This is a genomic window from Erythrobacter mangrovi, from assembly GCF_013260645.1.
In the GTDB taxonomy this organism is placed as follows: Bacteria; Pseudomonadota; Alphaproteobacteria; order Sphingomonadales; family Sphingomonadaceae; genus Qipengyuania; species Qipengyuania mangrovi.
In genome coordinates this window covers 2,401,349-2,425,485 of sequence record NZ_CP053921.1, presented here as the reverse complement: position 1 = coordinate 2,425,485, position 24,137 = coordinate 2,401,349, and the positions used below count along the sequence as shown (strand labels likewise).

At 62.5% G+C, this 24,137-nt stretch carries 20 protein-coding genes; 7 read left to right on the top strand and 13 right to left on the bottom strand.

Annotated elements, in window-relative coordinates:
• The first annotated feature begins 4 nt into the window (after window positions 1-4).
• Window positions 5-3,325 (top strand): amidohydrolase family protein, encoded by a 3,321-nt coding sequence (locus HQR01_RS12275; RefSeq protein ID WP_173215137.1) that lies wholly within the window; start codon window positions 5-7, stop codon window positions 3,323-3,325.
• Between the two features lie 58 nt (window positions 3,326-3,383).
• Here the strand turns inward: HQR01_RS12275 and HQR01_RS12270 are convergent, their stop codons facing one another.
• The 9 genes from HQR01_RS12270 to HQR01_RS12230 all read right to left on the bottom strand — a co-directional run bounded on the left by HQR01_RS12270 (window position 3,384) and on the right by HQR01_RS12230 (window position 14,888).
• Window positions 3,384-4,730 (bottom strand): methyl-accepting chemotaxis protein, encoded by a 1,347-nt coding sequence (locus HQR01_RS12270; protein WP_173215136.1) that lies wholly within the window; start codon window positions 4,728-4,730, stop codon window positions 3,384-3,386.
• Window positions 4,731-4,806: 76 nt separating this feature from the next.
• On the bottom strand, window positions 4,807-6,609 hold the full coding sequence (locus HQR01_RS12265; RefSeq protein WP_234030158.1) for a methyl-accepting chemotaxis protein: 1,803 nt from the start codon (window positions 6,607-6,609) through the stop codon (window positions 4,807-4,809).
• Window positions 6,606-8,138, bottom strand: a complete 1,533-nt coding sequence (locus HQR01_RS12260) for a putative bifunctional diguanylate cyclase/phosphodiesterase (protein ID WP_234030157.1) — start codon at window positions 8,136-8,138, stop codon at window positions 6,606-6,608. Before HQR01_RS12260 ends, HQR01_RS12265 begins: the two co-directional genes overlap by 4 nt.
• Window positions 8,139-8,253: 115 nt before the next feature.
• Complete coding sequence (locus tag HQR01_RS12255; protein WP_173215135.1) at window positions 8,254-9,117, bottom strand: CheR family methyltransferase; 864 nt, start codon at window positions 9,115-9,117, stop codon at window positions 8,254-8,256.
• Entirely contained in the window at window positions 9,108-10,196 is a 1,089-nt protein-coding gene (gene cheB, locus HQR01_RS12250; protein WP_173215134.1) for a chemotaxis-specific protein-glutamate methyltransferase CheB, read from the bottom strand. The genes HQR01_RS12255 and cheB overlap by 10 nt, the downstream gene beginning before the upstream one ends.
• Window positions 10,197-10,207: 11 nt before the next feature.
• The gene (locus HQR01_RS12245; RefSeq protein ID WP_173215133.1) at window positions 10,208-10,573 is read right to left on the bottom strand and encodes a response regulator; all 366 of its coding nucleotides are present in this window, start codon (window positions 10,571-10,573) and stop codon (window positions 10,208-10,210) included.
• Between the two features lie 55 nt (window positions 10,574-10,628).
• The gene (locus tag HQR01_RS12240; protein ID WP_173215132.1) at window positions 10,629-11,063 is read right to left on the bottom strand and encodes a chemotaxis protein CheW; all 435 of its coding nucleotides are present in this window, start codon (window positions 11,061-11,063) and stop codon (window positions 10,629-10,631) included.
• On the bottom strand, window positions 11,060-13,474 hold the full coding sequence (locus tag HQR01_RS12235) for a chemotaxis protein CheA (protein WP_173215131.1): 2,415 nt from the start codon (window positions 13,472-13,474) through the stop codon (window positions 11,060-11,062). The genes HQR01_RS12240 and HQR01_RS12235 overlap by 4 nt, the downstream gene beginning before the upstream one ends.
• 46 nt (window positions 13,475-13,520) lie before the next feature.
• Complete coding sequence (locus tag HQR01_RS12230; protein ID WP_173215130.1) at window positions 13,521-14,888, bottom strand: MATE family efflux transporter; 1,368 nt, start codon at window positions 14,886-14,888, stop codon at window positions 13,521-13,523.
• Window positions 14,889-15,010: 122 nt separating this feature from the next.
• Here HQR01_RS12230 and HQR01_RS12225 point away from each other — a divergent pair, with 122 nt between their 5' ends.
• Window positions 15,011-15,778, top strand: a complete 768-nt coding sequence (locus HQR01_RS12225; protein ID WP_173215129.1) for a class II aldolase/adducin family protein — start codon at window positions 15,011-15,013, stop codon at window positions 15,776-15,778.
• Between the two features lie 23 nt (window positions 15,779-15,801).
• Window positions 15,802-16,353 (top strand): (2Fe-2S)-binding protein, encoded by a 552-nt coding sequence (locus HQR01_RS12220; RefSeq protein ID WP_173215128.1) that lies wholly within the window; start codon window positions 15,802-15,804, stop codon window positions 16,351-16,353.
• On the opposite strand, the gene HQR01_RS12215 is transcribed toward HQR01_RS12220, so the two are convergent.
• Window positions 16,350-18,473 (bottom strand): TonB-dependent receptor, encoded by a 2,124-nt coding sequence (locus tag HQR01_RS12215; protein ID WP_173215127.1) that lies wholly within the window; start codon window positions 18,471-18,473, stop codon window positions 16,350-16,352. The two genes, HQR01_RS12220 and HQR01_RS12215, sit on opposite strands and share 4 nt — an antisense overlap.
• Before the next feature lie 169 nt (window positions 18,474-18,642).
• Between HQR01_RS12215 and HQR01_RS12210 the strand changes: the two genes are divergently transcribed.
• Window positions 18,643-18,987 carry an arsenate reductase family protein gene (locus HQR01_RS12210; RefSeq protein ID WP_173215126.1) on the top strand — a complete coding sequence of 115 codons (345 nt, stop codon included), beginning with the start codon at window positions 18,643-18,645 and terminating at the stop codon, window positions 18,985-18,987.
• 62 nt (window positions 18,988-19,049) lie between these two features.
• Here the strand turns inward: HQR01_RS12210 and HQR01_RS12205 are convergent, their stop codons facing one another.
• Window positions 19,050-20,423, bottom strand: coding sequence for an MFS transporter (locus HQR01_RS12205; RefSeq protein WP_173215125.1), 1,374 nt, complete (start codon window positions 20,421-20,423; stop codon window positions 19,050-19,052).
• 124 nt (window positions 20,424-20,547) lie between these two features.
• Between HQR01_RS12205 and HQR01_RS12200 the strand changes: the two genes are divergently transcribed.
• The gene (locus HQR01_RS12200) at window positions 20,548-21,156 is read left to right on the top strand and encodes a class I SAM-dependent methyltransferase (RefSeq protein ID WP_234030319.1); all 609 of its coding nucleotides are present in this window, start codon (window positions 20,548-20,550) and stop codon (window positions 21,154-21,156) included.
• On the opposite strand, the gene HQR01_RS12195 is transcribed toward HQR01_RS12200, so the two are convergent.
• Window positions 21,153-21,986, bottom strand: a complete 834-nt coding sequence (locus HQR01_RS12195) for a glycerophosphoryl diester phosphodiesterase membrane domain-containing protein (protein ID WP_173215123.1) — start codon at window positions 21,984-21,986, stop codon at window positions 21,153-21,155. The genes HQR01_RS12200 and HQR01_RS12195 overlap by 4 nt on opposite strands.
• Window positions 21,987-22,042: 56 nt before the next feature.
• Here HQR01_RS12195 and lipB point away from each other — a divergent pair, with 56 nt between their 5' ends.
• Both lipB and HQR01_RS12185 read left to right on the top strand, forming a co-directional pair.
• On the top strand, window positions 22,043-22,714 hold the full coding sequence (lipB, locus tag HQR01_RS12190; RefSeq protein WP_173215122.1) for a lipoyl(octanoyl) transferase LipB: 672 nt from the start codon (window positions 22,043-22,045) through the stop codon (window positions 22,712-22,714).
• Window positions 22,711-23,016, top strand: coding sequence for a hypothetical protein (locus HQR01_RS12185; RefSeq protein ID WP_173211769.1), 306 nt, complete (start codon window positions 22,711-22,713; stop codon window positions 23,014-23,016). The genes lipB and HQR01_RS12185 overlap by 4 nt, the downstream gene beginning before the upstream one ends.
• Here the strand turns inward: HQR01_RS12185 and HQR01_RS12180 are convergent.
• Complete coding sequence (locus HQR01_RS12180) at window positions 23,013-24,119, bottom strand: alkene reductase (RefSeq protein WP_173215121.1); 1,107 nt, start codon at window positions 24,117-24,119, stop codon at window positions 23,013-23,015. The genes HQR01_RS12185 and HQR01_RS12180 overlap by 4 nt on opposite strands.
• Window positions 24,120-24,137: the final 18 nt, after the last annotated feature.

The window sequence follows — 24,137 nt, the reverse complement described above, 5'->3', positions numbered from 1 at the left end:
CAGCATGAAATCGAGTATCGCTTCCGTCCTCGCGGTCCTGTTCGCGAGCCAGGCTGCCTTCGCGCAGAACGCCGAACCTAGCCCAAATCCTGTCGAAGAACAGGAAGTGGGCGCATCGCAGGGCGAAGGGCCCAAGGATGGATCGGGTATGGTCGTGCAGGCGGCCCCGGCGACCGCGACCGGAGTGGCGAAGGAAGACGACAAGTGGGACGTGCTTGCACCGCGCGGTGCCACCATCCGGCAGGTTCCGATCCGCACCGACGAAGGGACGTGGATGGATGTCGACGTCTCACCGGACGGCTCGAAGCTGGCCTTTTCGCTGCTGGGTGACATTTACACCATGCCGATCACCGGCGGTACGCCAACGCGAGTTGCCGATGGGCTCGCCTGGGAAGTCCAGCCACGCTTCTCGCCCGACGGCAAGCGCATCGCCTTCACCTCTGACCGTGCAGGCGGCGACAATATCTGGGTGATGAACGCGGACGGTACCGACAAGCGCCAGGTTACCAAGGAAGAATTTCGCCTGCTCAACCAGCCCAGCTGGTCGCCCGATGGCAATTACATCGTTGCGAAGAAGCATTTCACGACCCAGCGCAGCGCGGGGACGGGCGAGATATGGCTCTACCATGTTTCCGGCGGTGGCGGCGTCAAGCTGGTCGCCCGGGCCAGCGAGGCGCTGCAGAAGGAACTCGGTGAACCGACCTACGCCCCGTCGGGAGATGCGGTGTACTATACCCGCAACGTCACCAGCGGACCGATCTTCGAATACGCCCAGGATTCGACGCAGGGCACCTTTGCCATCGAGCGCTATGACCTGGCGACGACCGAGGTCACCACGGTCGCCAGCGGCTTCGGCGGCGCCGTGCGTCCTTCGCCTTCGCCCGATGGCAAGAAGCTGGCCTTCATTCGCCGGGACAAGGACCAGACCGAACTGTGGGTCAAGGACCTTGCCACGGGCGTAGAGCGTATGATCTACGGCGACCTCGAGCTGGATATGCAGGAAACCTGGGCGGTCTACGGCTTCTATCCGCTGATGGACTGGACGCCTGACGGCGCCAGCATCGTTGCCTGGGCTGGGGGCAAGATTCAGCGCATCTCCGCCGATGGCAGCGGTGCGACCGTGATCCCCTTCCGCGTCGACGACACGCGTGGCGTGGCCGATGCGCCGCACCCGGTGATTGCGGTGGGTGAGGCAAGCTTTACCGCAAAGATTCCCCGCTTCGCTTCCGTGTCGCCGGATGGCCGTACGGTAGTCTTTGAAAGCCTTGGCAAACTCTACAGCAAGCCGGTGAATGGGGGCGAGCCGCGCAGGCTGTTCGCTGATGGTGGCGATGCACTCGAGCTGTGGCCGAGCTGGTCGCGAGACGGCAAGCGCATCACCTTCGTCCGCTGGACCGATGGTGGTTTGGGGCAAGTGATGGTTGCGGATGCCGCCGGGCGCAGTGCCCGCGCGGTGACCGACATGCGCGGACACTATGCCGTTCCGCAATTCTCGCCCGACGGCCGGACCATCGTGTTTGAAAAGCGCTCGGGCGGCTACCTCACTTCGCCCGAATACTCCGAGAACGAAGGCATTTATGCCGTCCCCAGCACTGGCGGCACGCCGCAGCTCATCGCGCGCGATACGTCAGAGCCGCAGTTCGGCGCCGAAAGCGATCGCGTCTTCATGCTCGGCCGCTCGGGCGGCAAGTTGCAGTTGCTGTCTGCCGAGCTCGACGGCGACAAGCGCCAGGTTCATGCCGAAGGTGAACTCGTCAGCGGCTATAGCGTTAGTCCGCGTGGCGACATGCTGGCCTTCCGCGAGAATTACGAAGTCTTCGTCACCCAGCTCCTACCCGGCGGACAGGCCGTGACCCTGGGCGAGAAGGCCAGTGCTCTGCCCGTTGTCCGCGCCAGCAAGGGCGGGGCGGATTACATCGGCTGGACCGATGGCGGCAGCACGCTGACCTGGTCAATGGGGCCGACGCTGTTCCGCGCGACCACCTCTGCGATGTTCGCCAACGCACCGCAGGGCAAGGATGCCCCCAAGTTCGAACCGCCCGTAAGCGGCGTCTCTCTGGCGCGGACCATCGCGGCAGACAAGCCGAGCGGTACCGTGGTCCTAACCGGTGCGCGGATCCTCACCATGACGGGTGACGAGGCCGGAGCCATCGAGAACGGCGTAATCGTGATCGAAGGCGATCGGATCGCCGCGGTCGGCCCGGCATCGGAAATTGCCGTCCCCGCCGGGGCAAAGGTGATCGATGCCAGTGGCAAGGTGATCATGCCGGGCCTGGTCGATGCGCATGCGCATGGCGCGCAGGGGCAGGGCGATCTTGTCCCGCAGCAAAACTGGTCGCTGGTCCAGAACCTCGCGCTGGGGACCACGACGATCCACGATCCGTCGTCGAGCGCCAGCATGATATTTGCAGCGTCGGAGCGCCAACGGGCCGGGTCGCTGCTGGCACCGCGCATTTTCTCGACCGGCGAGGTGATCTACGGGGCCAAGGCTCCAGGCGTCTATGCGCGCATCGACAGCTATGATGATGCACTGGCCCATGTCCGGCGGATCAAGGCGCAAGGCGGAGTTTCGGTAAAGAACTACAACCAGCCTCGTCGCGAGCAGCGCCAGCAGGTGGTCGCCGCGGCGCGAGCCGAAGACATGCTGGTCGTTGCCGAAGGCGGCTCACTGTTCGGGATGGACATGAACCTGATCGCCGACGGCAACTCGACGGTTGAGCACAATGTCCCGGTCGAGCATTTCTACGAGGATGTGCTGCAGTTCTGGGGCGGTTCGCAGACCAACAACACGCCGACGCTGGTGGTCACCTACGGCGGGCTCGCGGGTGACCCCTACTGGCGTCAGGCGACCGATGTCTTCGCCAACCCGCTGATGGCACACACGCCGCCGCGCCAGCTGATCGCGGACACCGCGCGGCGGGTGAAGGCGCCGCAATGGGCCTTCGTCGATGACGATGCAGCGCGTGAGGCGAAGAAGCTCAGCCAGCGCGGGGTCAAGATCAGCATCGGCGCGCATGGCCAGCAGGCGGGCATCGGATCGCACTGGGAGCTGTGGAGCTTCGTACGTGGTGGCATGACGCCGGTCGAAGCCCTGCGCGCGGGTACTATCGTCTCCGCCCAGTCACTGGGCATGGCGCGCGATATCGGCAGCCTGGAGGTGGGGAAGCTCGCCGATCTTCTGGTGCTGTCCGAGGATCCAAGTGCCGATATTCGCAATTCGGACAAGATCGAACGGGTGATGCTGGGTGGTCGTCTTTACGATGCCCGGACCATGAATGAGGTCGAAACCGGCACAAGTCGCCGCCAGCCCTATTGGTGGGAGTGAACGGAAGGCGGCGGCTCGCAGCTCGCGAACCGCCGCACCCCCCCGTTCATCCGGCAGTCTAGCCGGAACGAACTTCCGAAAGGAAGGCCTGGACCTTGCCGCGTAGCGCATCCGCCTGCATTTCAAGTGCTTCGGCCGAGCTCAGCACCTGGCTGGCAGCAGAACCGGTAGCGAGCGAGGTTTCGCGAACTTCGACGATGCTACCCGACACTTCCTCGGTCGAGCGGGCGGCGAGATCGATGCTGCGCGCCAGGTCCTGACCTGCGACCGATTGCTGGTCGACCGCGCTGGCAATCGAAACGGCGGTGGTTTCCAGCTCGCGGATCTGGTCGGCGATGGAGCGTAGCGCACCCACGCTGGCTCCGGTCGATTCCTGCATTGCACGGATCTGCTCGGCGACTTCCTCGGTCGCGCGGCTGGTCTGCGCGGCCAGTTCCTTGACCTCGCTGGCGACCACGGCGAAACCACGCCCCGCCTCGCCACCACGCGCAGCCTCGATCGAAGCATTCAATGCGAGCAGGTTGGTACGTTGGGCGATCGACTGGATCATCTCGACAATCTGTCCGACCTGATCCGCCGAAGTGGCGAGGGTGGAGATGGTCTTGTCCGCGCCAGCGGCGGTTTCAGTGGCCTTGCGGGCCAGTTCCGCCGAATGCGAAGCTTGGCGGCTGATCTCGCCGATCGACATGGCAAACTCGTCAGAAGCGGCTGCTGCAGCGGTGGTACCCTCCGACGCACGCTCCATCGACGAGATCACATGGTCCGCTTGCTGCGATGCCTGCTGTGCGGTGGAGGCCATGCTCGAAGCGGTCGACCGCAATTGGCTGGAGGCTGCCGCGACATTGCCGACCACTTCACCTACGCCGGAATCGAAGTCATCGGCCATCTTGCGCAGCTCGGCCTTGCGCCGCTCAGCCGCTTCCTTGCGACCGGCGAACAGCTCGTCGAGTTTGAAACCCGATTTGGTGAAGACTTCCAACGCGCGGGCAAGATCGCCGATCTCATCGGTACGATCGGTTCCGGTCACTTCGATATCACGAGCGCCCGACGCCAGCCGATGCATCTCGTTGGCGATGTGCATGAACGGCGTGATCACCTTGTTGCGGATGAAGGACAGGCTGAACACGCCGCCCAGCAGGCCGTTTGCCGTGAGCAGCGCTATCCCGATCATCGCGTACTGGACGTTTGCGGGATCGGCAAAACCCCAGAAGGCGAGAACAGCCAACAGGACCTGGCTAACCATGCCGAAGCCGGTTGCGTAGGTGGCCTTCTGGTCAATGGTCAACGACATGAACCAACGGCCCAGTGCCGTGCGACTCTCCTCTGTCGTACCAACGTGGCCTACATTCACCGTTGCGATCTCGCGGATGAGATCGTCCGCAACTACACTGCTCGGAGCATTCATCGCCTTGTTCTTCCCCCAGTTTCGGCTTTTCCCATTAAGCCATCATCAACCGTAAGAAGGAAAGTTTGAGAAGCAGTTAAGCCGCTCGTACCTGACGCAAGAAGGTAACAACCTGCGACTGGAGTGTGCCGGCCTGTGCTTCCAGCTCGTTGGCGGAAGTCAGCACCTGGTGCGCCGCTGCGCCGGTCGCTAGTGAAGTTTCGCGCACCTTGACGATACTGCCGGAAACCTCGTCGGTCGATCGAGCTGCGAGATCGATGCTGCGTGCGAGATCCTGACCAGCAACCGATTGCTGATCGACTGCACTAGCAATCGAAACTGCGGTGGTTTCCAGTTCGCGGATCTGATCGGCAATCGATCTCAGGGCACCGACACTGGCACCGGTCGAATTCTGCATCGCGCGGATTTGTTCGGCGACTTCCTCAGTCGCGCGGCTGGTCTGTGCGGCCAGCTCCTTGACCTCGCTAGCTACGACCGCGAAGCCGCGTCCCGCCTCTCCGCCGCGCGCCGCCTCGATCGAGGCATTGAGGGCGAGCAGGTTGGTGCGTTTGGCGATCGACTGAATCAGTTCGACGATCTGGCCGACCTGGTCGGCTGAGGTGGCGAGCGTGGAGATCGTCTGGTCCGCATCGGTCGCCGTCTGGGTCGCCTTCCGGGCCAGTTCGGCGGAATGCGAAGCTTGACGGCTGATCTCGCTGATCGACATCGCGAATTCATCGGATGCGGCGGCCGCTGCAGTAGCGCCGGCGAAGGCCTGTTCCATAGAGCTGGAAACGACTGCGGTCTGCCCGGTGGCATGTTCGGCGGCATCTGCCATCGAACTCGCCGTGATCTGCAACTGGCTGGAGGCGGCGGCCACGCCGCTGACGACCTCTCCCACCGTGCGTTCGAAGCTTTCGGCAATCAGGACCATTTCCTTGCCGCGTTCCGCACGCAATGCTGCGCGTTCCTGCGACATCTTCTCGAACTGCCAGGCAGCCTGGAGGAAGACTTCCAGCGCTCTGGCCAGTTCCCCAAGCTCGTCCTGGCGACGTGTCGCAGGGATATGCAGATCCTTTTCGCCGGCAGCGAGCTGGCTGGCGACGGCAGTCATGCGGCGCAGCGTCCCGGTGACGTCCCGCGCAAGGAAGCGCGTGCTGAGCAGGATAGTCAGCACACCAACGGCCGCGACCAGGCAGAAGAAGGCAAAGAGCCACGAGATCGCGACTTCTGCGCGTGCATCGGCTTCGACGCCGATCTGCTCGAGTTGTTCGCGTTGGGTCCGCGCCTGTTCGATGAACTTACCGCCTTCGACATAGAAACTGTCGGAGAAGGCCTGCCATTGTTCCTGTGTCCCGCGTGAGCGCTGCGCTGCGGCGACCCGCGACGTCATACTGGCGAGGCTCGAATTGAGGTCTTTGAGCCCAGGCAGAGCTTCGGGCGCGAACTCGCGTGCATCGGCTTGAATCCTTGTCAGCAGGCGATCTGCTTGCCGAAAAGCGTCTTGCGCTGCGATCAGGTCTCCGCGATCTCCCGCTACCGCATAATGCTGGATGAACATGCGGCCTTCGGCCGAATAGGACACCAACTGAGCCGCGCGAACGGCGGCATCCGATAGGACCATGCGTTCGTGCTTGAGATCGAGGGCAACATATCCACCAACGATGGTGGCGAGAACGCTCAACGCCACGGCACCGACATTGGCCATGGCGATCGAGCGCAGTTTCTGGCCGACTGACATGGAATAGATCCAGCCCTTGAATCCTCCGGGAACCTCGTCTTCTTCGACGGTCCGAATCTGTTCGAAGGACGAATCGTCATAGAGGTGTGGCTCGGCCTCGACGGACGCGATCTCTTGTTCGGCGACGAGGCCGTCGACCATTTCGGACAGGGAACTCATGCGGCCTTTGAATCCTTTGCAGGCGTAACGGTGGCGACCCCCACGGGGTGGCCTAGATGTTGCGGAATCTCTTCTGCGGGCATGGCTTTGAAGTAGAGCCAACCCTGGATCTGGTCGCAGCCGGCGGCGCGGACCATGTCAGCTTGTTCCTGGGTTTCGACGCCTTCGGCGGTTACGCCCATCTTCATCGCCCGGGCGACAGTGATCGACGACAGCATCATTGCCCGGCTGCCATCGTCCTCGCCTGCCTGCACGACGAGACTGCGGTCGAGTTTTAGCTTCTCGAAGCGGAACTGGCGCAGGAATCCGATGGAGGCATAGCCTGTGCCGAAATCGTCGAGCGAGATCTTGACCCCGAAGCCGCGGATAACAGAGAGGCTGCGCTCGGCGACGATCGGGTCGAGCACCAGGCAGGTCTCCGTGATTTCCAGTTCAAGTCGCTCCGGGTCGAAGCCGGTTTCCTCGAGGATATGACCAAGCTGGATCGGGAACTCAGGATTGCGCAGCTGGGCCGCGGAAATGTTCACCGACAGCGTAATGTCCGGCCACACCAGCGCATCGCAGCACGCCTGGCGAAGGACCCAAAGGCCAATCGCATTGATCAGGCCGCTTTCTTCCGCAACTGGGATGAAGATGTGCGGGCCGACGGGCTTTCCGTCGGGGCGTTCCCAGCGCAGCAGGCATTCGACTGCGACGACCATTCGTGTGGTGCTGTCTACCAAGGGTTGGTAGGCAAGGCGGAACTCACCGTTGGCAAGGGCGGCACGCAACTCGTCGTCCATTTCCTTGAGCTGCTCGCGGCTCTGGTCGAATGCGGCGGTAAACCATGTACAGCGCATCTTGCCACCGCGCTTCGACGCATACATCGCGACGTCGGCACGGCGCAGCAGTTCGGAAGATGGCTGGAAATCCGGCGGTGTAGACCGGGCAAGGCCGATGCTTGCCCCCAGTGTCAGCCTACGGTCGTCAACCTTGACCGGCTTGGCCAGCCGTTCGACGATGCGGCGACAAATCCCTTCGAGCAGCGTGGCGGCAAGTGGCCCTGCCATCATCAAGGCGAATTCGTCGCCGCCCAGGCGATAGACTACTGCCTCGCCATCGGTGATTTCCTCGAAGATCCGGCCGCATTCGCGGATGGCCGCATCGCCGACGAAATGCCCATAGTGGTCATTGACCAATTTGAATCCGTCCAGGTCGAGCAAGGCGAGGGCAACCTCTTCGCCCCTTTTCTCTTCCCGCTGGATATCGAGATGCAAGGCCCTGCGATTGGGCAGCTGCGTCAGGCTGTCGCTTCGGCTGATGAGGTTGACATCGCGAAGGTGGCGAAGGCCGCGCACCGCCAGCACGGCGACGGCAGCTGCAAAGAGTATGGAGCCAGTGGCCAGAATGTAAGCCGGGCGTCCAACACCGCTCAGCCTGCTTCCGAGCGAAAGCGCAGCGCTGGCGAGGAAGATCGTCGCGAGCACGACGATCGGGCCGAGTACGACGGCTTTCTCGTCGTCCTGTACCTGATCGAACCTGCTTACCACCTATGCCCCCGTTTGCGACCTTGAAACTTATTTCGTCCTTGAGCCTAGCGTTGTTTGGCTAAGGAAATGTAAACTGCCGGTTTACCCTCTTTGGTAGCAGGTTGGCCCGCCTGTCTCAGCGTCCGGCCACCACTTTCGGAGGATCGCCCACGCGTGCAATGATCGATGCCGGCCGGTAGATCGATGACCCCCATTCGGAAGACTCGAAGCGATCGGTTTGGCCGACCACGGTTTCGCCCGCGCCCAGCATCAGATAGCCGTCGGGTGCTGTTGCACCCGCCAGCCGGTCGAAGGCCATTCGCCGTGTGTCAGGGTCGAAATAGAGCAGCACATTGCGGCACAGCACGAGGTCGAAGCGCCCCGGCAAAGGAGGGAAGTCCAGGATGCTCTGCTGCTGGAAGCGGGTCATCGAGCAAATTCGATCGCTTGCCTGCCACCCGCGCGGAGTTTCCGTGAAAAAGTTCAGCATCTGCGCGACAGAGATTCCGCGCTGGATCTCGAACTGGGTGTAGCAGCCTGATTTTGCGGTCGATATCGCCTTGCCCGAGACATCGGTACCGACGATGTCGATGTGCCAGTCCTGCCAGCGGCCCGGCTGTTCGCAAAACAACATGGCGATGCTCAGCGCCTCCTGGCCAGTCGAGCATCCTGCCGACCAGATGGAGAGCTTCTTCGTACCCTGCCGCTTGCGCGCCAGGTCGGGCAGGACTTGGTTCGCGAGCGTGGTGAAATACACATGGTCGCGGAAGAAGTAGGTTTCGTTGTTGAGCAGAGCCTCGACCACCTTGGTGGCTAGGTGGTGCTCGCCTGGACGCTCCAGCAGGCAGGCCAACTGTTCGACGTTATCGATCCCGAATTCGCGAAACAGGCCGGCCAACGCGGTCGAGACACGCCACCGACGGCTTTCTGTCAACTGCTGGCCGGTCCGCTGCTCGAGCAGGTCCGAGATGATCTTGTGCGATGCGTCATTCACGCCCATGCGCCTGCCCCAGCGCTGGCGAGCACTTTCTCGGCAAGTTCTTCGGGTGGAAGCACGGCGACAGCAAGGCCCATCTCGGTTACCGCACGAGGCATGCCCCATACTGCGCAGGTATCGGCACTCTGAGCGAAGATCGGTCCGCCAGCTGCTGCGATTGCCTGCGCCCCGTCCGTGCCGTCACGACCCATGCCCGAGAGCAGGACAGCCGCGACTTGTCCATCATAGGCCTCGGCAAGAGTCTCGAACATCGGATCTACCGACGGCATGCATCCGCTCTTGACCGGGTGATAGGCGAGACCGGTCACGTGGCGACCGCCGGACTTGCGCACCACCATGTGCCCGTGGCCGGGCGCGATGATGATGTGGCCACGACGGATCTCCACCCCTTCGTCAGCCAGGATTGCCGGTCGATTGGCGGCCATTTCCATCTGCTTGGCGAACACCGGTATGAAGCTGTCCGGCAGGTGCTGAGTGATCAGGATGGGCAGATCGAAGCTCTTCGGAACCTGGCGCAAGAACAGGTTCAGCGCATGGATTCCACCCGTCGAAGCCCCGATTGCGACGACCTGCGCGCGCTTGAGCGAGCGGCGCGGCGTCGCGGCGATCCGGCTTGGCGCAGCAGGCGCCAAGGTGTCGATACCGGCGAGTGCGCGGATCTTGCCGAGCAGCGTGCTACGATAGTCATCGTTGAAGCCGCCCGGGCGCGGCTTGAGCATGGTATCGGCTGCGCCCAGCGACAAGGCCTGGACCGTATGTTCGGCACCGTCTGCAGTCAGCGAGGAAATGACCAGGACCTGCGCCTTTGGCGCGGCCTTCTGGATCATCGGCAGCGCCTCGATTCCGCCCATGCCAGGCATCTCGAGGTCGAGCATGACGACATCGACTTCATGCGCGGCGAGTTCGTCGAGTCCACGTTCGGCAGTATTAGCGGTGGCGACGATGCGGATGTCGGTCTCGCGCTGCAACATGCGCGTGAAGACCGTGCGAACGGTCAAAGAATCGTCGACAATGAGAACGCGCACCACCTTCTTGCCGGTGGCGACGGTGTCGACCCGTTCAGTGCGTAGGACCGCGCCCATGCCCGGCCTCCTCAGGCCATGCCAACAAGCTGGAGCTTGATCTGCAGAGTCTCGTGATCGAACGGCTTCATTACATATTCGTCTGCACCGGCGCTGATCGCTTCGCGGATATGTGCGACGTCGTTTTCGGTGGTGCAGAACACGACCTTCGGCTTGTCGCCACCGTCGCGCTGGCGCAGGTGCGTGATGAATTCGATGCCGGTCATGACCGGCATGTTCCAGTCGAGCAGGACCACGTCGGGCATCGACTCAAGGCACTTGTTGAGCCCTTCCTGGCCGTTCTCCGCCTCTTCCACGGCAAAGCCGAGCGTTTCGAGGATATGCCGCGAAACTTTCCGGATGACGCGCGAGTCGTCGACGATAAGGCAGGTTTTCATATATGTGACCTCACAAGCTGTTGCTCCGGCATAGCGGCCTTGGGTAACTATTCGCTTAAGCGGCCTTGGCGACCGGACCGGCAACGAGAGCTTCGATATCGACCAGCAGCGTCGGACCGGCCTCGGTCTCGACCATGCCGCGGGCGGCACGTTGCCACCCGGGGCCGAAGCCGCCCGGCACGGCGACCGGGTCACCCAGCGCTTCGCCCACGTCATAGGCGTCGTCGACGAGCAGCGCGTAGGGATGGCCGTCGACTTCGACCACGGCCGCACGTTGATCGCGCACGTCGCCTCGTCCTTCGAGACCCAGCGCGCGTGCCGAATCGATGACCGTCAGTGCCTGGCTGCGCAGTGCGGTGAGCCCGAGTATGAAATCGGGCGTGCCCGGTATCGGCGTAATCTCGTCGATCTCGATTACCGACTGGACGCGGACGGCCGTCAGGGCGGCACGACGTCCGGCGATCATGCACATGAGTAGCAGTTCGGTCATGCCGTTCTCTCCTGGCGAACTTGCTTGAGTGCGGCGAGCAACCCGTCGCGATCATAGCGGTAGATGGCGTCTTGCCCTGCCGCCGCATCTTCCGGGTCCTGGCACAGGCGAATGGTGTTGCGCGCGGTCCCGGCAGGCAGATCTTCCTGTTCGGCCAGCACGATGGCGACGTCAGCTTCTTCCGATTCGTCCGAAATGACCCGGTAGCCGGCCGCTTCGATCAGCGGCTCGAGGATGGTTCGCGCCCAATCGCTCGATGCGGGGATGCGGCAGGACAGCGGATGTTCGTCGCGCTTGGCGGCGCAGTGGCGGGCGAACAGGGCGTGGCCGTCGATGACCGGGATTGGCCGTCCCTCGATCAGCGTGACCCCCTCGATCGACGGATCGTCGAGCAATGGAACGATCTCGCTCGTGATCTCGGTCGCATCGAGCACTTCGGATACGGCGTAGACTACCTCGTTCTCACCATCCGAAAGACGCAGGAGGCGGCACTTGTCGTCGGGCAGATCGCCGTACTCGAGGCCGACGAGCGAGAAGATCGACCCGTCGATCACCGCCTGGATGCGGTTGCCGTCTATGTCGATTGCATCGCGCGAGACCGTGTCGATGCGACGCACCATTTCGAGGCGGGCCGCCCGGCAGCGACCGTCGAGACCAAGGAACAACATGACCTGCGCGGCCTTGCGGCGCGTAACCGTTCTTTCTTCGTCGATCACTTGAGAGTTGCTCCGCGCTTCGCTGACAAGCGAGCGCAAGACGGCAATACTCGGCATGTCGAGTAGCATCATCGGGCGTCCATCATCGAGCAGGGTGGTGCCGGCGTAGAGCCGCGTGTCCATGACCGCAGGAGCGATGGGTTTCACCACAACGTCCTCATGGTCGTACACCCGGTCGACGGCGAGGGCGAAGACGTCGTCGCTCGCGAGCCGTACGAGGACCAGCGTTTTTTCCTCCCAAATGACGTCCTCATTGCTTTCCGTGCCGAGGATGTCGCCTAACGAGAGGCAGGGGACCCGCTTGTCGCGGAAGGTGACGAGGCGGCGTTCACCGGCTTCGGCAAACTCCACGTTCGAGCTGGAGCCGAATACGATCTCTTCGACATAGCTGCGCGGAATGGCGTAGCGTTGGCCGCCCGAACCCACGGTAAGTGCCGCAATGATGCTCAGGGTCAGTGGCAGCTTGAGGTGGAAGCTGGTCCCTTCGCCGGGCTTGCTGACCAGATCGATCGACCCGCCGACGCGTTCGATGTTCGCGCGCACCACATCCATGCCGACGCCGCGACCCGACACGGAACTGACCTTTTCGGCGGTCGACAATCCCGGTTCGAAGATGAGATGCTGCTTGCGCCGCTCGGACATTTGTTCGACTTCGGCCTGCGAATAGAGACCCGCCGCAACCGCTTTCGCGGCTAGGCGGTCACAATCGATCCCGCGGCCATCGTCGGAAATGACGATACTGATCTGGTTGCCAGACTGGCGCGCTGCGAATCGCAGCAGGCCGATTTCGCGCTTGCCCTTCTTCAGGCGTTCGCCCGGTCCTTCGATGCCGTGATCGATGGCGTTACGGATGATGTGGGTCAGCGGATCGCGGACCATTTCGATCATCTCGCGATCGAGTTCGACTTCGCCACCTTCAAAATCGACCATTACCTGCTTGCCGAGCTCGTTCGACAGATCGCGGACGAGGCGGGGCAGCGAACTGAACAGATGTTCGAGGCGTTGCATGCGCATGCGGGTGATCGAATCGCGCACGTCGGCGAGGATCGCGGAAAGACGTTCGAAAGGCCCATCGATGGTGGGTTGCTCGCCGACTTCGCGCAGGCGACGGGCAAGGTCGTTGCGAGCCAGGACCATGTCCGAAACGCCCTTCATGACCTCGTCGAGCAGGTCGACTGGGAGGCGAATCGATCGCTGGACCCCGGCGCGTGGAGCTTTCTGCGCGCCATCGGCGTTCTTTTCGGCTTCCAGGTCGTCATTGGCGGCCATGGCAGGGGTCGCTGCACCAGTTTCCTCGATTACCGTCGCGCCACCAAGCTCGATTTCCTCGCTGGGCTGCAGTGCGGCAATCAGGACCTCGTCGCCACCTTCAGCGAATTCTTCGCCGGCTTCGATAGCGTCGGTCATGTCGCGGATGCGGTCGATGATGGCGAGAACGGCGGAAACCAGCGCCCTATCGGCTTCCCGGCGGCCCGCACGGCATTCTGCCAGGGCGTCCTCGGCCGCGTGACTCAGTTTCTCGAGTCGCGGAAAATCGAAGAAGCCGCAGTTGCCCTTCACCGTGTGGACGAACCGGAAAATCGTATCGAGCCGCGACCGGTCGGACGGGTCATTCTCCCAGGCGACGATTTCGCCGCCGCTGGCCTCCAGCATTTCACGGGTTTCGGCGACAAAGTCGGCCAGCAGGTCATCCATAGCATTCGCCCTTGATACGTATTGAGGCGGCTATGCAGTAAGATGGTTAACGATTGGTTCGTGGAACGACGTCCTTTCGCGACGGTGCTTGAAGGACGAGCCAGGCGACAAATGCGGCCAATCCGCCGCCGATCAGGTTGGCTGCAAGCTCAGCTGCGTAAATGGCCTGTGCACCCCAGAATGGCCGCAACAACCAGCCCATCGGCAACATGACCAGAAACACGCGAGCGAAACTTTGCAGCAAGGCATAGCGTGCCTGGTCGACGGCATTCAGCGCCCCGTTGGCGACGATCAGCACGCCAAATCCAGCGTAACCCCAGACCGAAATCGCAAGGTAGGAGGAGAACTGTTCGATGACAGCCGAATCATCGGTGAAAAAATCAGCGAACCAGTCGCCAAAGGCAAAGAGCAAGACCGCGACGGCAAGACCGTAGACGATGCAGAAGAGCGCCGCCTCGAGCATGGCCAGGCGCGCACGGTCGGGCTGGTTGGCGCCCCAGTTCTGCCCGACGATCGACCCGATCGATCCCGACAGGGCCAGCAGGGGAACCACGGCGAAGCTTTGCAGGCGTCCTGCAGCGCCGAATCCTGCAACCGCCGCTTCGCCCTGGCTGGCAAGCAAAGCGGTCAGCACTGACAAGCCGATGGGGTTGATCGCATTGGAGAAAGCTGCCGGTCCGGCGACTCGCATGATTGCCGCCGCCGATTCCCGCATCCGGCACTTGAGCACCAAGGTCGGATGAATCTGCAGCAAGGTACGGCGAACAAGGACCAGTGCCACCGCGATGCCCAGCGCCCAACCCGCCAGCGTGGCATAGGCTGCGCCCGCGACACCAAATCCTTCATAGGCACCGACGCCGGTGATCAACAGTGGGTCGAGGATCCAGTTGGCGATCGCATAAGTCAGCGAAATGTAGCTCGTATAGCGCGCCTCTCCCTGGCCGCGCAGAATGCCGGTCATCGCCATCTGCAGGAGAAGCAGCGGCATGCCGAGTGCGAAGGGTTCCATGTAGTCACGGATCAGCGGCAGCAGGCTGGCTGGCGCCTGCATCAACCGGAACAGCGGTTCGAGTAGCAAGTGCAGCGACACGCCGAAGACAAGACCGATTGCCAGTGCGAAGATGGCGCCGAAGTTGGCGCGCCGCTCGGCCCGGTCGCGGTCGCCTTCGCCCAGCGCGCGGGCGATAACCGAGTTGATCCCGACCATGACGCCAACGCCAAGGCTCAGGATGGCGATAGTGATTGGGAAGATGAAGCTGACCGCGGCGAGTTCACTTGGGCCGAGTCGACCGATGAAATAGGCATCGATCAGGCCAACGGATGAGGATGCGGCCACGCCGATCATCATCGGAACCGTTTGGGTTACGAGATGGCCACGAATGCTACCCCGGGAAAGTCTGGCCGTCTCACTCATTCGCGCTGCGCCTAGCGGGCCGGACCGGGCTTGCCTAGAGCCGAGTTGGCTCTCGTTGCTTGCCTATACTGCCAGCCGCGTGCGATACGGGTCTTGAAACAAAACCTTCGAGGAGAGCGACCGTGGCCACCCAGATCAAAGCCCGCGATTTTGAATGCAGCGACGCCGAATGGCAGGCGCGTCAGGATCTCGCGGCGTGCTATCGCATCTTCGATCACCTTGGCTGGGGTGAGAGCATCTACAACCACATTTCGGTCGCGGTGCCGGGCGAGGATGATACCTTCCTGATCAACCCGTTCGGCCTGCTCTATGACGAAGTGACCGCCTCGAACCTCGTCAAGATCGACGTAGAGGGCAACAACGTCGGTCCTTCGCAATACATGGTCAACAAGGCCGGCTTCACCCAGCACGCCTATTTTCACAAGCACCTGGGGGCGAAGGCGAACGCCATCTGCCACGTGCACACCACCGCGACGATGGCGGTGTGCAGCCACAAGGGCGGACTGCTGCCGACCAATTTCTATGCCTGCAATTTCCAGGGCCAGATCGGCTACCACGATTTCGAAGGCGTGACTGTGCGCCCGGAAGAAGGCGAACGGCTGGTCGAAAATCTTGGCGATCATTCGATCCTGATGCTGCGCAACCACGGCCCGGTGGTCATGGATCGCACCATTCCCGGCATGTTTGTGAAGATGTGGGCCCTGCAACGTGCCTGCGAAATTCAGGTTGCCACGCTGTCGCAGGGCGAAGCCAATATCATCTCGAAAGAGGTGGTGGACGTGCACCAGCGCGATCTTTCGGTGATGGCTTCGCAAGGTGGTGCGGGCATTTTCGACTTCGAAGCGTGGAAGCGCCGCGTTTCGAAGATCGACGACAGCTGGAAATACTGATCCGCCCGGGATAGGCCCGCTGCATGACCAGCATGACCGTAAACGGGCGGCCCGTCCGCTTTCGGATGGATCCCGACACCCCGCTGCTGTGGGCCTTGCGCGATGCGGCAAACCTGACAGGCACCAAATACGGTTGTGGCGAGGGGGATTGTGGCGCCTGCATGGTTCACGTCGATGGCGAGGCGCTGCGTAGCTGCCTGATCACCATCGCCGAGGCCGAGGGTCGGTATATCACCACGATCGAGGGGTTGAGCCGCGATCGCTCGCATCCGGTGCAACAGGCGATGGTGGCCGAACAGGCGATCCAGTGCGGGTTCTGCACGCCGGGGATCGTGATGGCGGCGGCCGCGCTGCTGGACAAGAACCCGGCGCCGAGTGAGGCCGAGATCAAGGCAGCTATCCCCAACCTGTGCCGCTGCGGGGTCTATCCTAGGCTGGTTCGCGCTGTTGAACGGGCGGGGCGGGTGAAGCGGCGGCGCGAACGGATCAGCGCTGCCCCGTCACCCGGCATCAGTGCCGAGGACGCCGCGCGGGAAGTTCCCGCCATCAGCGCCCCCGGCAATCCCGATAATTAGAGCGCGAAGCGCACACCGAACTTGGCCGTCAACGGCTTGCCCGGCTGGATGTTGTTGTCGCCATGCGCGCTTGCGTAATAGTCTTCGTCGAACAGGTTCTCGACGTTGAGCTGCAGGCTGACGCGGTCGTTTAGCGTGTAATAAGCCGCCGCGTCGACGCGGGTGTATGACGGCAGTTCGACCAGGTTGCTGACGCTTGCGAATTGGCTCGACTGGTGCACCAGGCCGACGCCGGCGCCGAACGCATCGGTAAAATCATAGCGCGCCCATGCGCCAATCTGGTGCTGCGGCAGTTGCTGCAGTTCCTGACCCAGCGCGATGGTGTTGCTGCCCTCGATCACTTTTCCGTCGAGATAGGTGTAGCCCAGGTTCACATGCAGTCGGTCGGTCAGCGATCCCGCCAGGCCGGCTTCGAAGCCCTGAACGCGGCTCTTGCCGGTCAACACTGTCAGCAGGGTTGTCGGATCGGTTACTGGCGTATTTGACCGTTCGAGCCGAAACACTGCGGCCGTAAGCAGCAGGTCGTTGCGGGGTGCGTATTTGATACCCGCCTCAAGTGTCTCGAATTCCTCGGGATCGATGATTGCGCTGGTCGCGTTGAGTACGGTGAACTGATCGCCGGAGGCGGGCAGGAAGCTCTCCGAATAGCTGGCATAAAGGGACAGGTTTTCCTGCGGCTTCACCACCAGGCCGAAGCGCGGGCTTACCTTATCGTCCTTGCGCGAGGCGATGAAGCCGCCGGCAATGTCGTTGCTGTCGAGATCGAATTCGTCATAGCGCGCCCCGATGATAACCTGCAGCCAGTCGGTGAGGTCGATCTGGTCCTGGATGTAGAACGAGAGTGTCGACAGTTCGGAGGTTGAGGCGCGTTGCGGAACCAACGTGAACGCCGGAACGGCAATTCGCTCTGCGATTGGCACGGTAACCGACGTCGCACCCCCGAACCGCGCCTGGTTGCGCACCGCATCGGTATCTTGCCGGATGGCTTCAATGCCGAGCAGCAGCGTATGGCCGATGGTCCCAGTGCTGCCTTGCCACACCAGATTGGCTTGGCCGATCAGGTTCTCGCGTGCTGTGCCGCTGTCATAGCCTGACAGGCTGACCCGGTCGGCCAATCCGTCACTGTCGCTGTCACTCGCCGCTCCCGGGACGATGTTGGCGTAATACTTGTCGTAGTTGGCATATTGTAGGGTTGCATTGGCTGAGAGGCCGCCGGCGAACTCGTGGGTCAGGCGGCTGCGTAGAATATGTGTCTCCACTTCGCTGAAGTTGAAGTCGCGATCGCCGAAGAAGGTATTGTACACGCCGCGGAGCGGCCCACCCACGGCTTCACCCGCAGCGCGATAGGAAGGAATGCCGCGATCGGTCACGCGCTCGTCGTCGTCATAAGTGTAGCTAAGTACGAGTTCGGTGGCTTCACCGAGTCCGAACGTTGCGGTTGGGCTGACCCCGATGAAGCGGCCTTCGTAGGCGTCCCGGTGGTTCTTGAATTCTTCGTAGGTTGCATTGAGGCGCAGCGCCACCTGATTGCCAGCCGGAGCGGAGACATCGCCTGCCAGACTGAAGGCGCCGTAGGTGTCGACGCTTGCCGAGCCTGCGAGCAGTAGTTTGCCAAGCTGGGCCACCTTGCTGACGCGATTGATCGCGCCACCACCTGCACCCCGGCCAAAGATCAGTGCGTTTGCGCCCTTGAGCACTTCGACACGCTCAACATTGTAGAGCGGGCGATAGTACTGGGCGTCATCGCGAAGACCGTCGAGATAGAAGTCGGCTGTCGTCCGCTGGCCACGGATGAAAACCTCGTCACGATGTCCTTCGCCGGTTTCGATCGAGACGCCTGGAACGAAGCGCAGCGCCTCGTTGAGGGCGGTTACATTCTGGTCGTCGAGTTGATCGCGAGTGATGGCGGTAACCGATTGCGGGACATCGATCAGCGGAGTCGGCGTCTTGGTGGCAGTCGAGCCGTCCTCATTGCCATAGCCATTGCGCACACCGGTCACCACAATATCGCTAGGCAGATAGTCGCGGTCAGGCTGATCGCTTTCCGCCGAAGCCGGACTGGTCAGTGTCATGCAGGCGGCGCCCATGAGAAGGGTGGTGCGAAGGCTGGTGGTGAACATGAATGACTTTCTATTGCGAATGATTATCAACTGCACGGAGGCTGCTATTGCGAACCATTCGCACATTCAAGCCCAAATCCGACATTCTTCGAAGAAAAATTTGGATGAGCCGCTTCCACTGATCGCGCCAGTCGCTTAGTCCGCGGTCGATACAAGGAGAGTTCCCCCGATGAAGGCGACCATCTGGCACAACCCGAACTGCGGCACTTCGCGCAAGACGCTGGCGATTCTCGAGAACCTTTCACAGGTCGAGGTGACCGTGATCGAGTATCTCAAGGATCCACCGACAGCCGAAAAGCTGGCGCAGCTCTACCGCGATGCCGGACTCACGCCGAACGATGCGCTGCGCAAACGCGGGACGGATGCCGAGGAGCGCGGGTTGCCCGATGCCGATGCGGAGACCGTACTTGCCGCGATGGCGACGGACCCGATTCTGATCGAACGTCCGCTGGTGGAAACGGAGAAAGGCGTGCGCCTTTGCCGTCCACAGGACCGGGTACTCGAAATCCTCTAAGGCTAGCTTCGCGATCGCTATGTGGTCGCGATGGGTCGGTTCCTGCCGTCACGCCCGGCATTCTAGCGCCGGTCGCGCACCAACTGGCTGTCGGCCTGCAGGGTGCGCCACCCGTAGAGGAAGACGATGGCGCATAGCGCGATGATGAGGCCAAAGCCGTACCAGTCGGAATGGCCGTAGAGCCAAACGCCCAGCGCCGGGGCGTAGATATAGCTCGCTCCGGCGACCGACGCCGTGATGCCCGAAGCCTGGCCTTGCTCCGCGCGCGTCACCGCGAGCGACGTGCCCGAGGTTGACCCGGGACGGAACAGGCCGAAACCGAGCGAGGCGATTGCGAAGCTGAGTGCGATGAGGTGGATATCGTCCGCCACCGAAAGCATGGCGACGCCGATTGCCGCAACCGCGATCCCCGACAGCGTTGCCGAGCGCGGACCAAGGTCGAACCGCGGGATCAGGCCCCATTGCGCCAGCAGCGTGGCGATCGCACCCGCCATCAGGACCAGCCCGACAGGACCTGTCCCCTCCGACGGGGTAGCTCGCAACCCAAGTCGGTCGAGCACCAGGAAGCCCGCGATACCCAGAATCATTGCCTGCGCGTGCCCGCCCAGCAATCCGACGACGACCCATGGCCGCAAACGCGGTTCGAACCAGCGCAGCTTGCGCGGCTCGACTTGGTCTTCGTCACCCTCATCCTCGGCTGACTGGCCGGACAGATCGGCCGTCGGGCTACCAGAATAGGACGGGTCGTAGGCCTTGCCCTTGGCCGGAAATTGGGGCTCGTCGTTGGGCAGGCGCAGTCGCAGTGCAATAAGCGTGATGATGCCGATCAGCGCGAAAATCAGGAACGGGCCGGTCAGCCCGACTCCAGGCAGGACCATGAGTGGGGCGAGGGCGGGGCCGATCACGGTGCCCAGTCCGAAACTGGAGGCAATGAGCGAGAGTGCCTGCGTGCGTTCCGAACGTGGCGTCCGGCTGGCGACATAGGCCTGGACCGCTGGCGGCGCTGCACTCCCGAACCCGCCGTAGAGGCTGCGCGAGGCCGCAAACAGGATCAGTGCCCAAAATGCAGTGAGATAGCCCGACAGGCCAAACCAGAGCATCAGCCCGCACAGCGAGAAGCTGACGATGAAGCCAACCAGGCCGAGCGCCATCATTGCCTTGCGTCCGCGACGATCCGACCGCTCGGCCCAGATCGGCGCGCAGATCACCCACAGCAAGGCCGACCATGAATAGGCAAGGCTGATCCAAACGTCGTCGATCTTCAGGGCCGTGCCGATAGAAGGCATGACCGATTGCATCGCGGTGTTTCCCGCCGCGGTGGTCAGCATTACGGCGAAAAGCAGAACCATGCGTTCGCGCGAGATCGGCTTTGCCGGCGCAGTAGGCGGCGCTGGCATTTGTGCGGAAAGGGGAGCGGAAGGTTCGAGGTCAGCCATCGCGAGATTCGCTACGCTCGCCGCTGCGCGCTTGCAATGGCATCGCTCGCCTGTCACACCGCGGGCGATCACGCTTGGGTCGTTATGGGGGGTCAATTTGTCTTTCGAACAAGGTGTCGGCGTAATCGAACGCCGAAACTTCAGGCAGAAAGCCGCGCGTTTTTTTGGTCAATGGGGCGTGTTTTTCCGCGGCTTTCTGGAAGAGCCGCGCATGGTCGGGTCGATCATTCCGTCGTCCCGCTTCACAATTGATAAGATGCTTGCACCGGTCGACTGGTCGACTTGCGAAGTTTTTGTCGAATACGGTCCCGGCGTTGGCACCTTCTGCCAGCCGGTGCTCGATCGCATGCGGCGTGATGGTATGCTGATCGTGATCGATACCAACCCGCTTTATATCGAGTATCTGCGTAAGCATTTTACCGACAGCCGGTTTCACGCCGTTCACGGTTCGGCCGCCGATGTCGAGGAAATCGTCCGCGCCCACGGCAAGGATCATGCCGACTACGTGCTGTCCGGCCTCCCATTCTCCACCCTGCCACAGGGTGTGGGCCCGGCGATTGCCGCTGCCACCCACCGCATCATCAGGCCCGGTGGCGCATTCCTGGTCTACCAGTTCTCGGCCAAGGCCCGCGATTTCATGGCCAAGCATTTCGAGCGGATTGATAGCGGCTTCGAACTGCTCAACGTCCTGCCCTGCCAGCTGTTCTGGGGCTGGAAGGAACCGACGTCCTAGGAGCCACCGGCGCGAGGAACGCTCGCGCCGCCCTGTTCCAATCGACGCAGCTGGCGGTGAACGGCCGCCATGACGGCGGAGACCAGCAGCATCGCCCCGGTGATGACCGCAGCCGATACCAGGGCTCCGCCCGCTTCCTCGAAAGCCGGCCCGCCCAGTGCGAGGATGACGCCGGTTACCAGCATCACCACAGCAATGACCACGAAACCTGCGAGCGCCAGCAGGACATAGAACAGCAACAGGCGGCTGCCGTATCCTCGCGTCAGCGCCCAGGATGCCGCGATCACACGAAACGGATTGAGTTCACCATCGACAGCAATGATCGGCGTGGCCAGCGAGAGGCGGGTGGCGAGATAGAATGCTACGGCTATCGCCCCGACACTCGCGACAAAGATCAATGCAGCAAGGCCGGTGGCACTGGCGATCGCGATAATAAGCAAGGCCACGATATTGATCGCCATGTTCTGCAGGAACAAGGTCAACCAGGCTGGAATAATGGATTTGAGCCCGATCCCGATGGCCTCGCCAACGGTTGGTCGTTCGCGCCGGCCCAGCAGTGCCACCATCGACAGGAGGCCGATTGTGACGATGATCCCGGCCGCGACAAAGGCCCACCAGGTTTCAGCGTAAAAGGCCTCAATCGCTTTCATCGCGGTTTCGAAGCTCGCGCCCTTGGGCAGTTCGGGCAACGTCGCGATTGACGGTAGCACCAGCAGCAGCGTGGCGTAGGGCAAGAAGACGAAGATCCCTGCGATGGCCGAAAGCAGCCCGGCGTTGTCGCTGGCAAGTCGCGTGGTTTCCCGCCACGCCGTATCGAGATCAAATTTCATGCCTGCACCTTCCTTGCCCCTTGATAAGCGGGGCGGCAGTCGCCACGCAATCGCCGATGTCCATTCCGCCCCCCGAAACCATCGAATGGCGTGCCGAGGCCGGCCAGATTGGCTATCGCGATGCGCTCGCCGCGATGGAAGAGCGTAACCGCGCGATATCCGAAGGCGTAGCTCCTGAAATGGTGTGGCTGCTCGAGCACCCGCCGGTCTACACCGCCGGGACCAGTGCTGACGGGGCGGAACTGCTCGACCCGCGATTCGAAGTAGTCGAGGCCGGGCGCGGCGGGCGATATACCTATCATGGACCGGGCCAACGGGTGGGCTACGTCCTGCTCGACCTCAAGGAGCGTGGCCGGGATGTACGCTGCTTCGTCCATTCTCTCGAAGGCTGGGTCATTGCCACGCTGGGGGATATTGGCGTCGAATGCTGGCGCTCCGAAGGTCGCATCGGGATCTGGACCCGCGACATCGACGGAGGTGAAGCCAAGATTGGGGCGATCGGCGTACGGGTCCGGCGCTGGGTCACGATGCACGGCTTTTCGGTCAATCTGGCACCCGATCTCAGCCATTTCACGGGGATCGTGCCCTGCGGGATCGAGGAATTCGGGGTCACCAGTCTTGCGCGATTGGGGATCGACCTTGCGCCGAAGGCCTTCGATGAGGCATTGCAGGCGCGCTTTGGCGATTTCCTCGCCGCCCTCAACGGAAAGGTCTGCGCGCTACCATGATCCGACCCTGCCTGACCGCTGCCATGCTGGCATTGTTGCTGTCTGCCTGTGGGGATCAATCGGCGCCCGCTTCGGGTGAGGATGACCAGCGCAAGGCGCGTGGCGAGGTCTTGGGCGGGTCGATCAGTGATGCGATGATCCCGCTCGATACGCTTGAATCGAAATCGCCACCGCTGAAGATCGAGCCCAGGCCGGCCGCCAGCAGCGATGCCGAAACGTCGGATGAAGCTGTGGAAGATGTCGTTTCGGAACCGGCGGAAGCGACCGAGGCCGCTCCCGCCGAAGAACCTTCAGAGAATTAGGCGACAGCCTCGACCTCTTCGAAGCTCGGGTAATCGATATAGCCTTCGGGTCCCTTGCCGTACCAAGTGTGCGGTACGCCAAGGTTCGGCGCAATGGGTGCGCCCTTGGCGAAGCGTTCGGGCAGGTCGGGATTCGAGATGAAGTCGCGGCCCCAGCTCACTGCGTCAGCCCGCCCCGCCTCGATATCGGCGACCGCACTTTCCGGAGTGTAATCGCTGTTCAGCACCAGCGCGCCCGAATAGATGCTGCGGATCATCGGGCTCTGCTTGGGTACATCGGTGCGGCCGAAGGTCCCTTCCGGTCCCGGTTCGCGTAGTTCGAGGAAGGCGATGCCAAGGTCTTCGACCACGCGAGTCGCCGCGCCGAAAGTCGCCGCTGGGTCGCTGTCGTCGCAGCCCTGTGTCTCACCGTTGGGCGACAGGCGCACGCCGACCCGATCCGCGCCCCAGACGTCGACCAGCGCAGTGAGCACCTCGCGCAGGAAACGCGTGCGGTTCTCGGGCGAGCCGCCGTATTCGTCGGTGCGCAAGTTGGTCTTGTCGCGAAGGAACTGGTCGACGAGGTAGCCGTTGGCGCCGTGCAATTGCACGCCATCGAAGCCTGCCTTCTTCGCGTTCTCTGCGGCGTGGCGATAGTCTTCGACCACGCGGGCGATTTCCTCGACCGACAGCTCGCGAGCCTGTTCGTAGGGCTTACGCCCTTCAGGGGTATGCGCATGGTCCGGAGCAGTGGTCGCGCTGGCGGAAACGGGCGGCTGTCCACCCAGAAAGATCGGATGGACGAGACGGCCCATGTGCCAGAGCTGCATGACGATCAGCCCGCCTTCGGCATGGACTGCGTCGGTAGTCAGCTTCCACCCTTCAACCTGCTCCTCGCTCCAGATGCCCGGGGCCGCTGGCCAACCCGAACCTTCTACGCTGATGCCGGTCGCCTCGGAGATGATCAGCCCGGCACTGGCGCGTTGGCGGTAGTATGTGGCCATCATCTCGTTGGGGATCGAACCGGGCTGGTCCGAACGGCCGCGCGTGAGCGGAGCCATGAAGATCCGGTTCTTCGCCTCGAGGGCACCCATTTTCAAAGGCTCGAATAGTGGGTCGTACATGCGGGCAAATCCTTTTTG

Bases quoted from the DNA above. Each gene is read 5' to 3' on its own strand.
- HQR01_RS12185 (WP_173211769.1), top strand. From the start codon at position 22,711: ATGATCCGACCCTGCCTGACCGCTGCCATGCTGGCATTGTTGCTGTCT.
- HQR01_RS12210 (WP_173215126.1), top strand. From the start codon at position 18,643: ATGAAGGCGACCATCTGGCACAACCCGAACTGCGGCACTTCGCGCAAG.
- HQR01_RS12205 (WP_173215125.1), bottom strand. From the start codon at position 20,423: ATGGCTGACCTCGAACCTTCCGCTCCCCTTTCCGCACAAATGCCAGCG.
- HQR01_RS12245 (WP_173215133.1), bottom strand. From the start codon at position 10,573: ATGAAAACCTGCCTTATCGTCGACGACTCGCGCGTCATCCGGAAAGTT.
- lipB (WP_173215122.1), top strand. From the start codon at position 22,043: ATGTCCATTCCGCCCCCCGAAACCATCGAATGGCGTGCCGAGGCCGGC.
- HQR01_RS12220 (WP_173215128.1), top strand. From the start codon at position 15,802: ATGACCAGCATGACCGTAAACGGGCGGCCCGTCCGCTTTCGGATGGAT.
- HQR01_RS12270 (WP_173215136.1), bottom strand. From the start codon at position 4,730: ATGAATGCTCCGAGCAGTGTAGTTGCGGACGATCTCATCCGCGAGATC.
- HQR01_RS12255 (WP_173215135.1), bottom strand. From the start codon at position 9,117: ATGGGCGTGAATGACGCATCGCACAAGATCATCTCGGACCTGCTCGAG.
- HQR01_RS12180 (WP_173215121.1), bottom strand. From the start codon at position 24,119: ATGTACGACCCACTATTCGAGCCTTTGAAAATGGGTGCCCTCGAGGCG.
- cheB (WP_173215134.1), bottom strand. From the start codon at position 10,196: ATGGGCGCGGTCCTACGCACTGAACGGGTCGACACCGTCGCCACCGGC.
- HQR01_RS12235 (WP_173215131.1), bottom strand. From the start codon at position 13,474: ATGGATGACCTGCTGGCCGACTTTGTCGCCGAAACCCGTGAAATGCTG.
- HQR01_RS12230 (WP_173215130.1), bottom strand. From the start codon at position 14,888: ATGAGTGAGACGGCCAGACTTTCCCGGGGTAGCATTCGTGGCCATCTC.
- HQR01_RS12195 (WP_173215123.1), bottom strand. From the start codon at position 21,986: ATGAAATTTGATCTCGATACGGCGTGGCGGGAAACCACGCGACTTGCC.
- HQR01_RS12215 (WP_173215127.1), bottom strand. From the start codon at position 18,473: ATGTTCACCACCAGCCTTCGCACCACCCTTCTCATGGGCGCCGCCTGC.
- HQR01_RS12265 (WP_234030158.1), bottom strand. From the start codon at position 6,609: ATGAGTTCCCTGTCCGAAATGGTCGACGGCCTCGTCGCCGAACAAGAG.
- HQR01_RS12240 (WP_173215132.1), bottom strand. From the start codon at position 11,063: ATGACCGAACTGCTACTCATGTGCATGATCGCCGGACGTCGTGCCGCC.
- HQR01_RS12275 (WP_173215137.1), top strand. From the start codon at position 5: ATGAAATCGAGTATCGCTTCCGTCCTCGCGGTCCTGTTCGCGAGCCAG.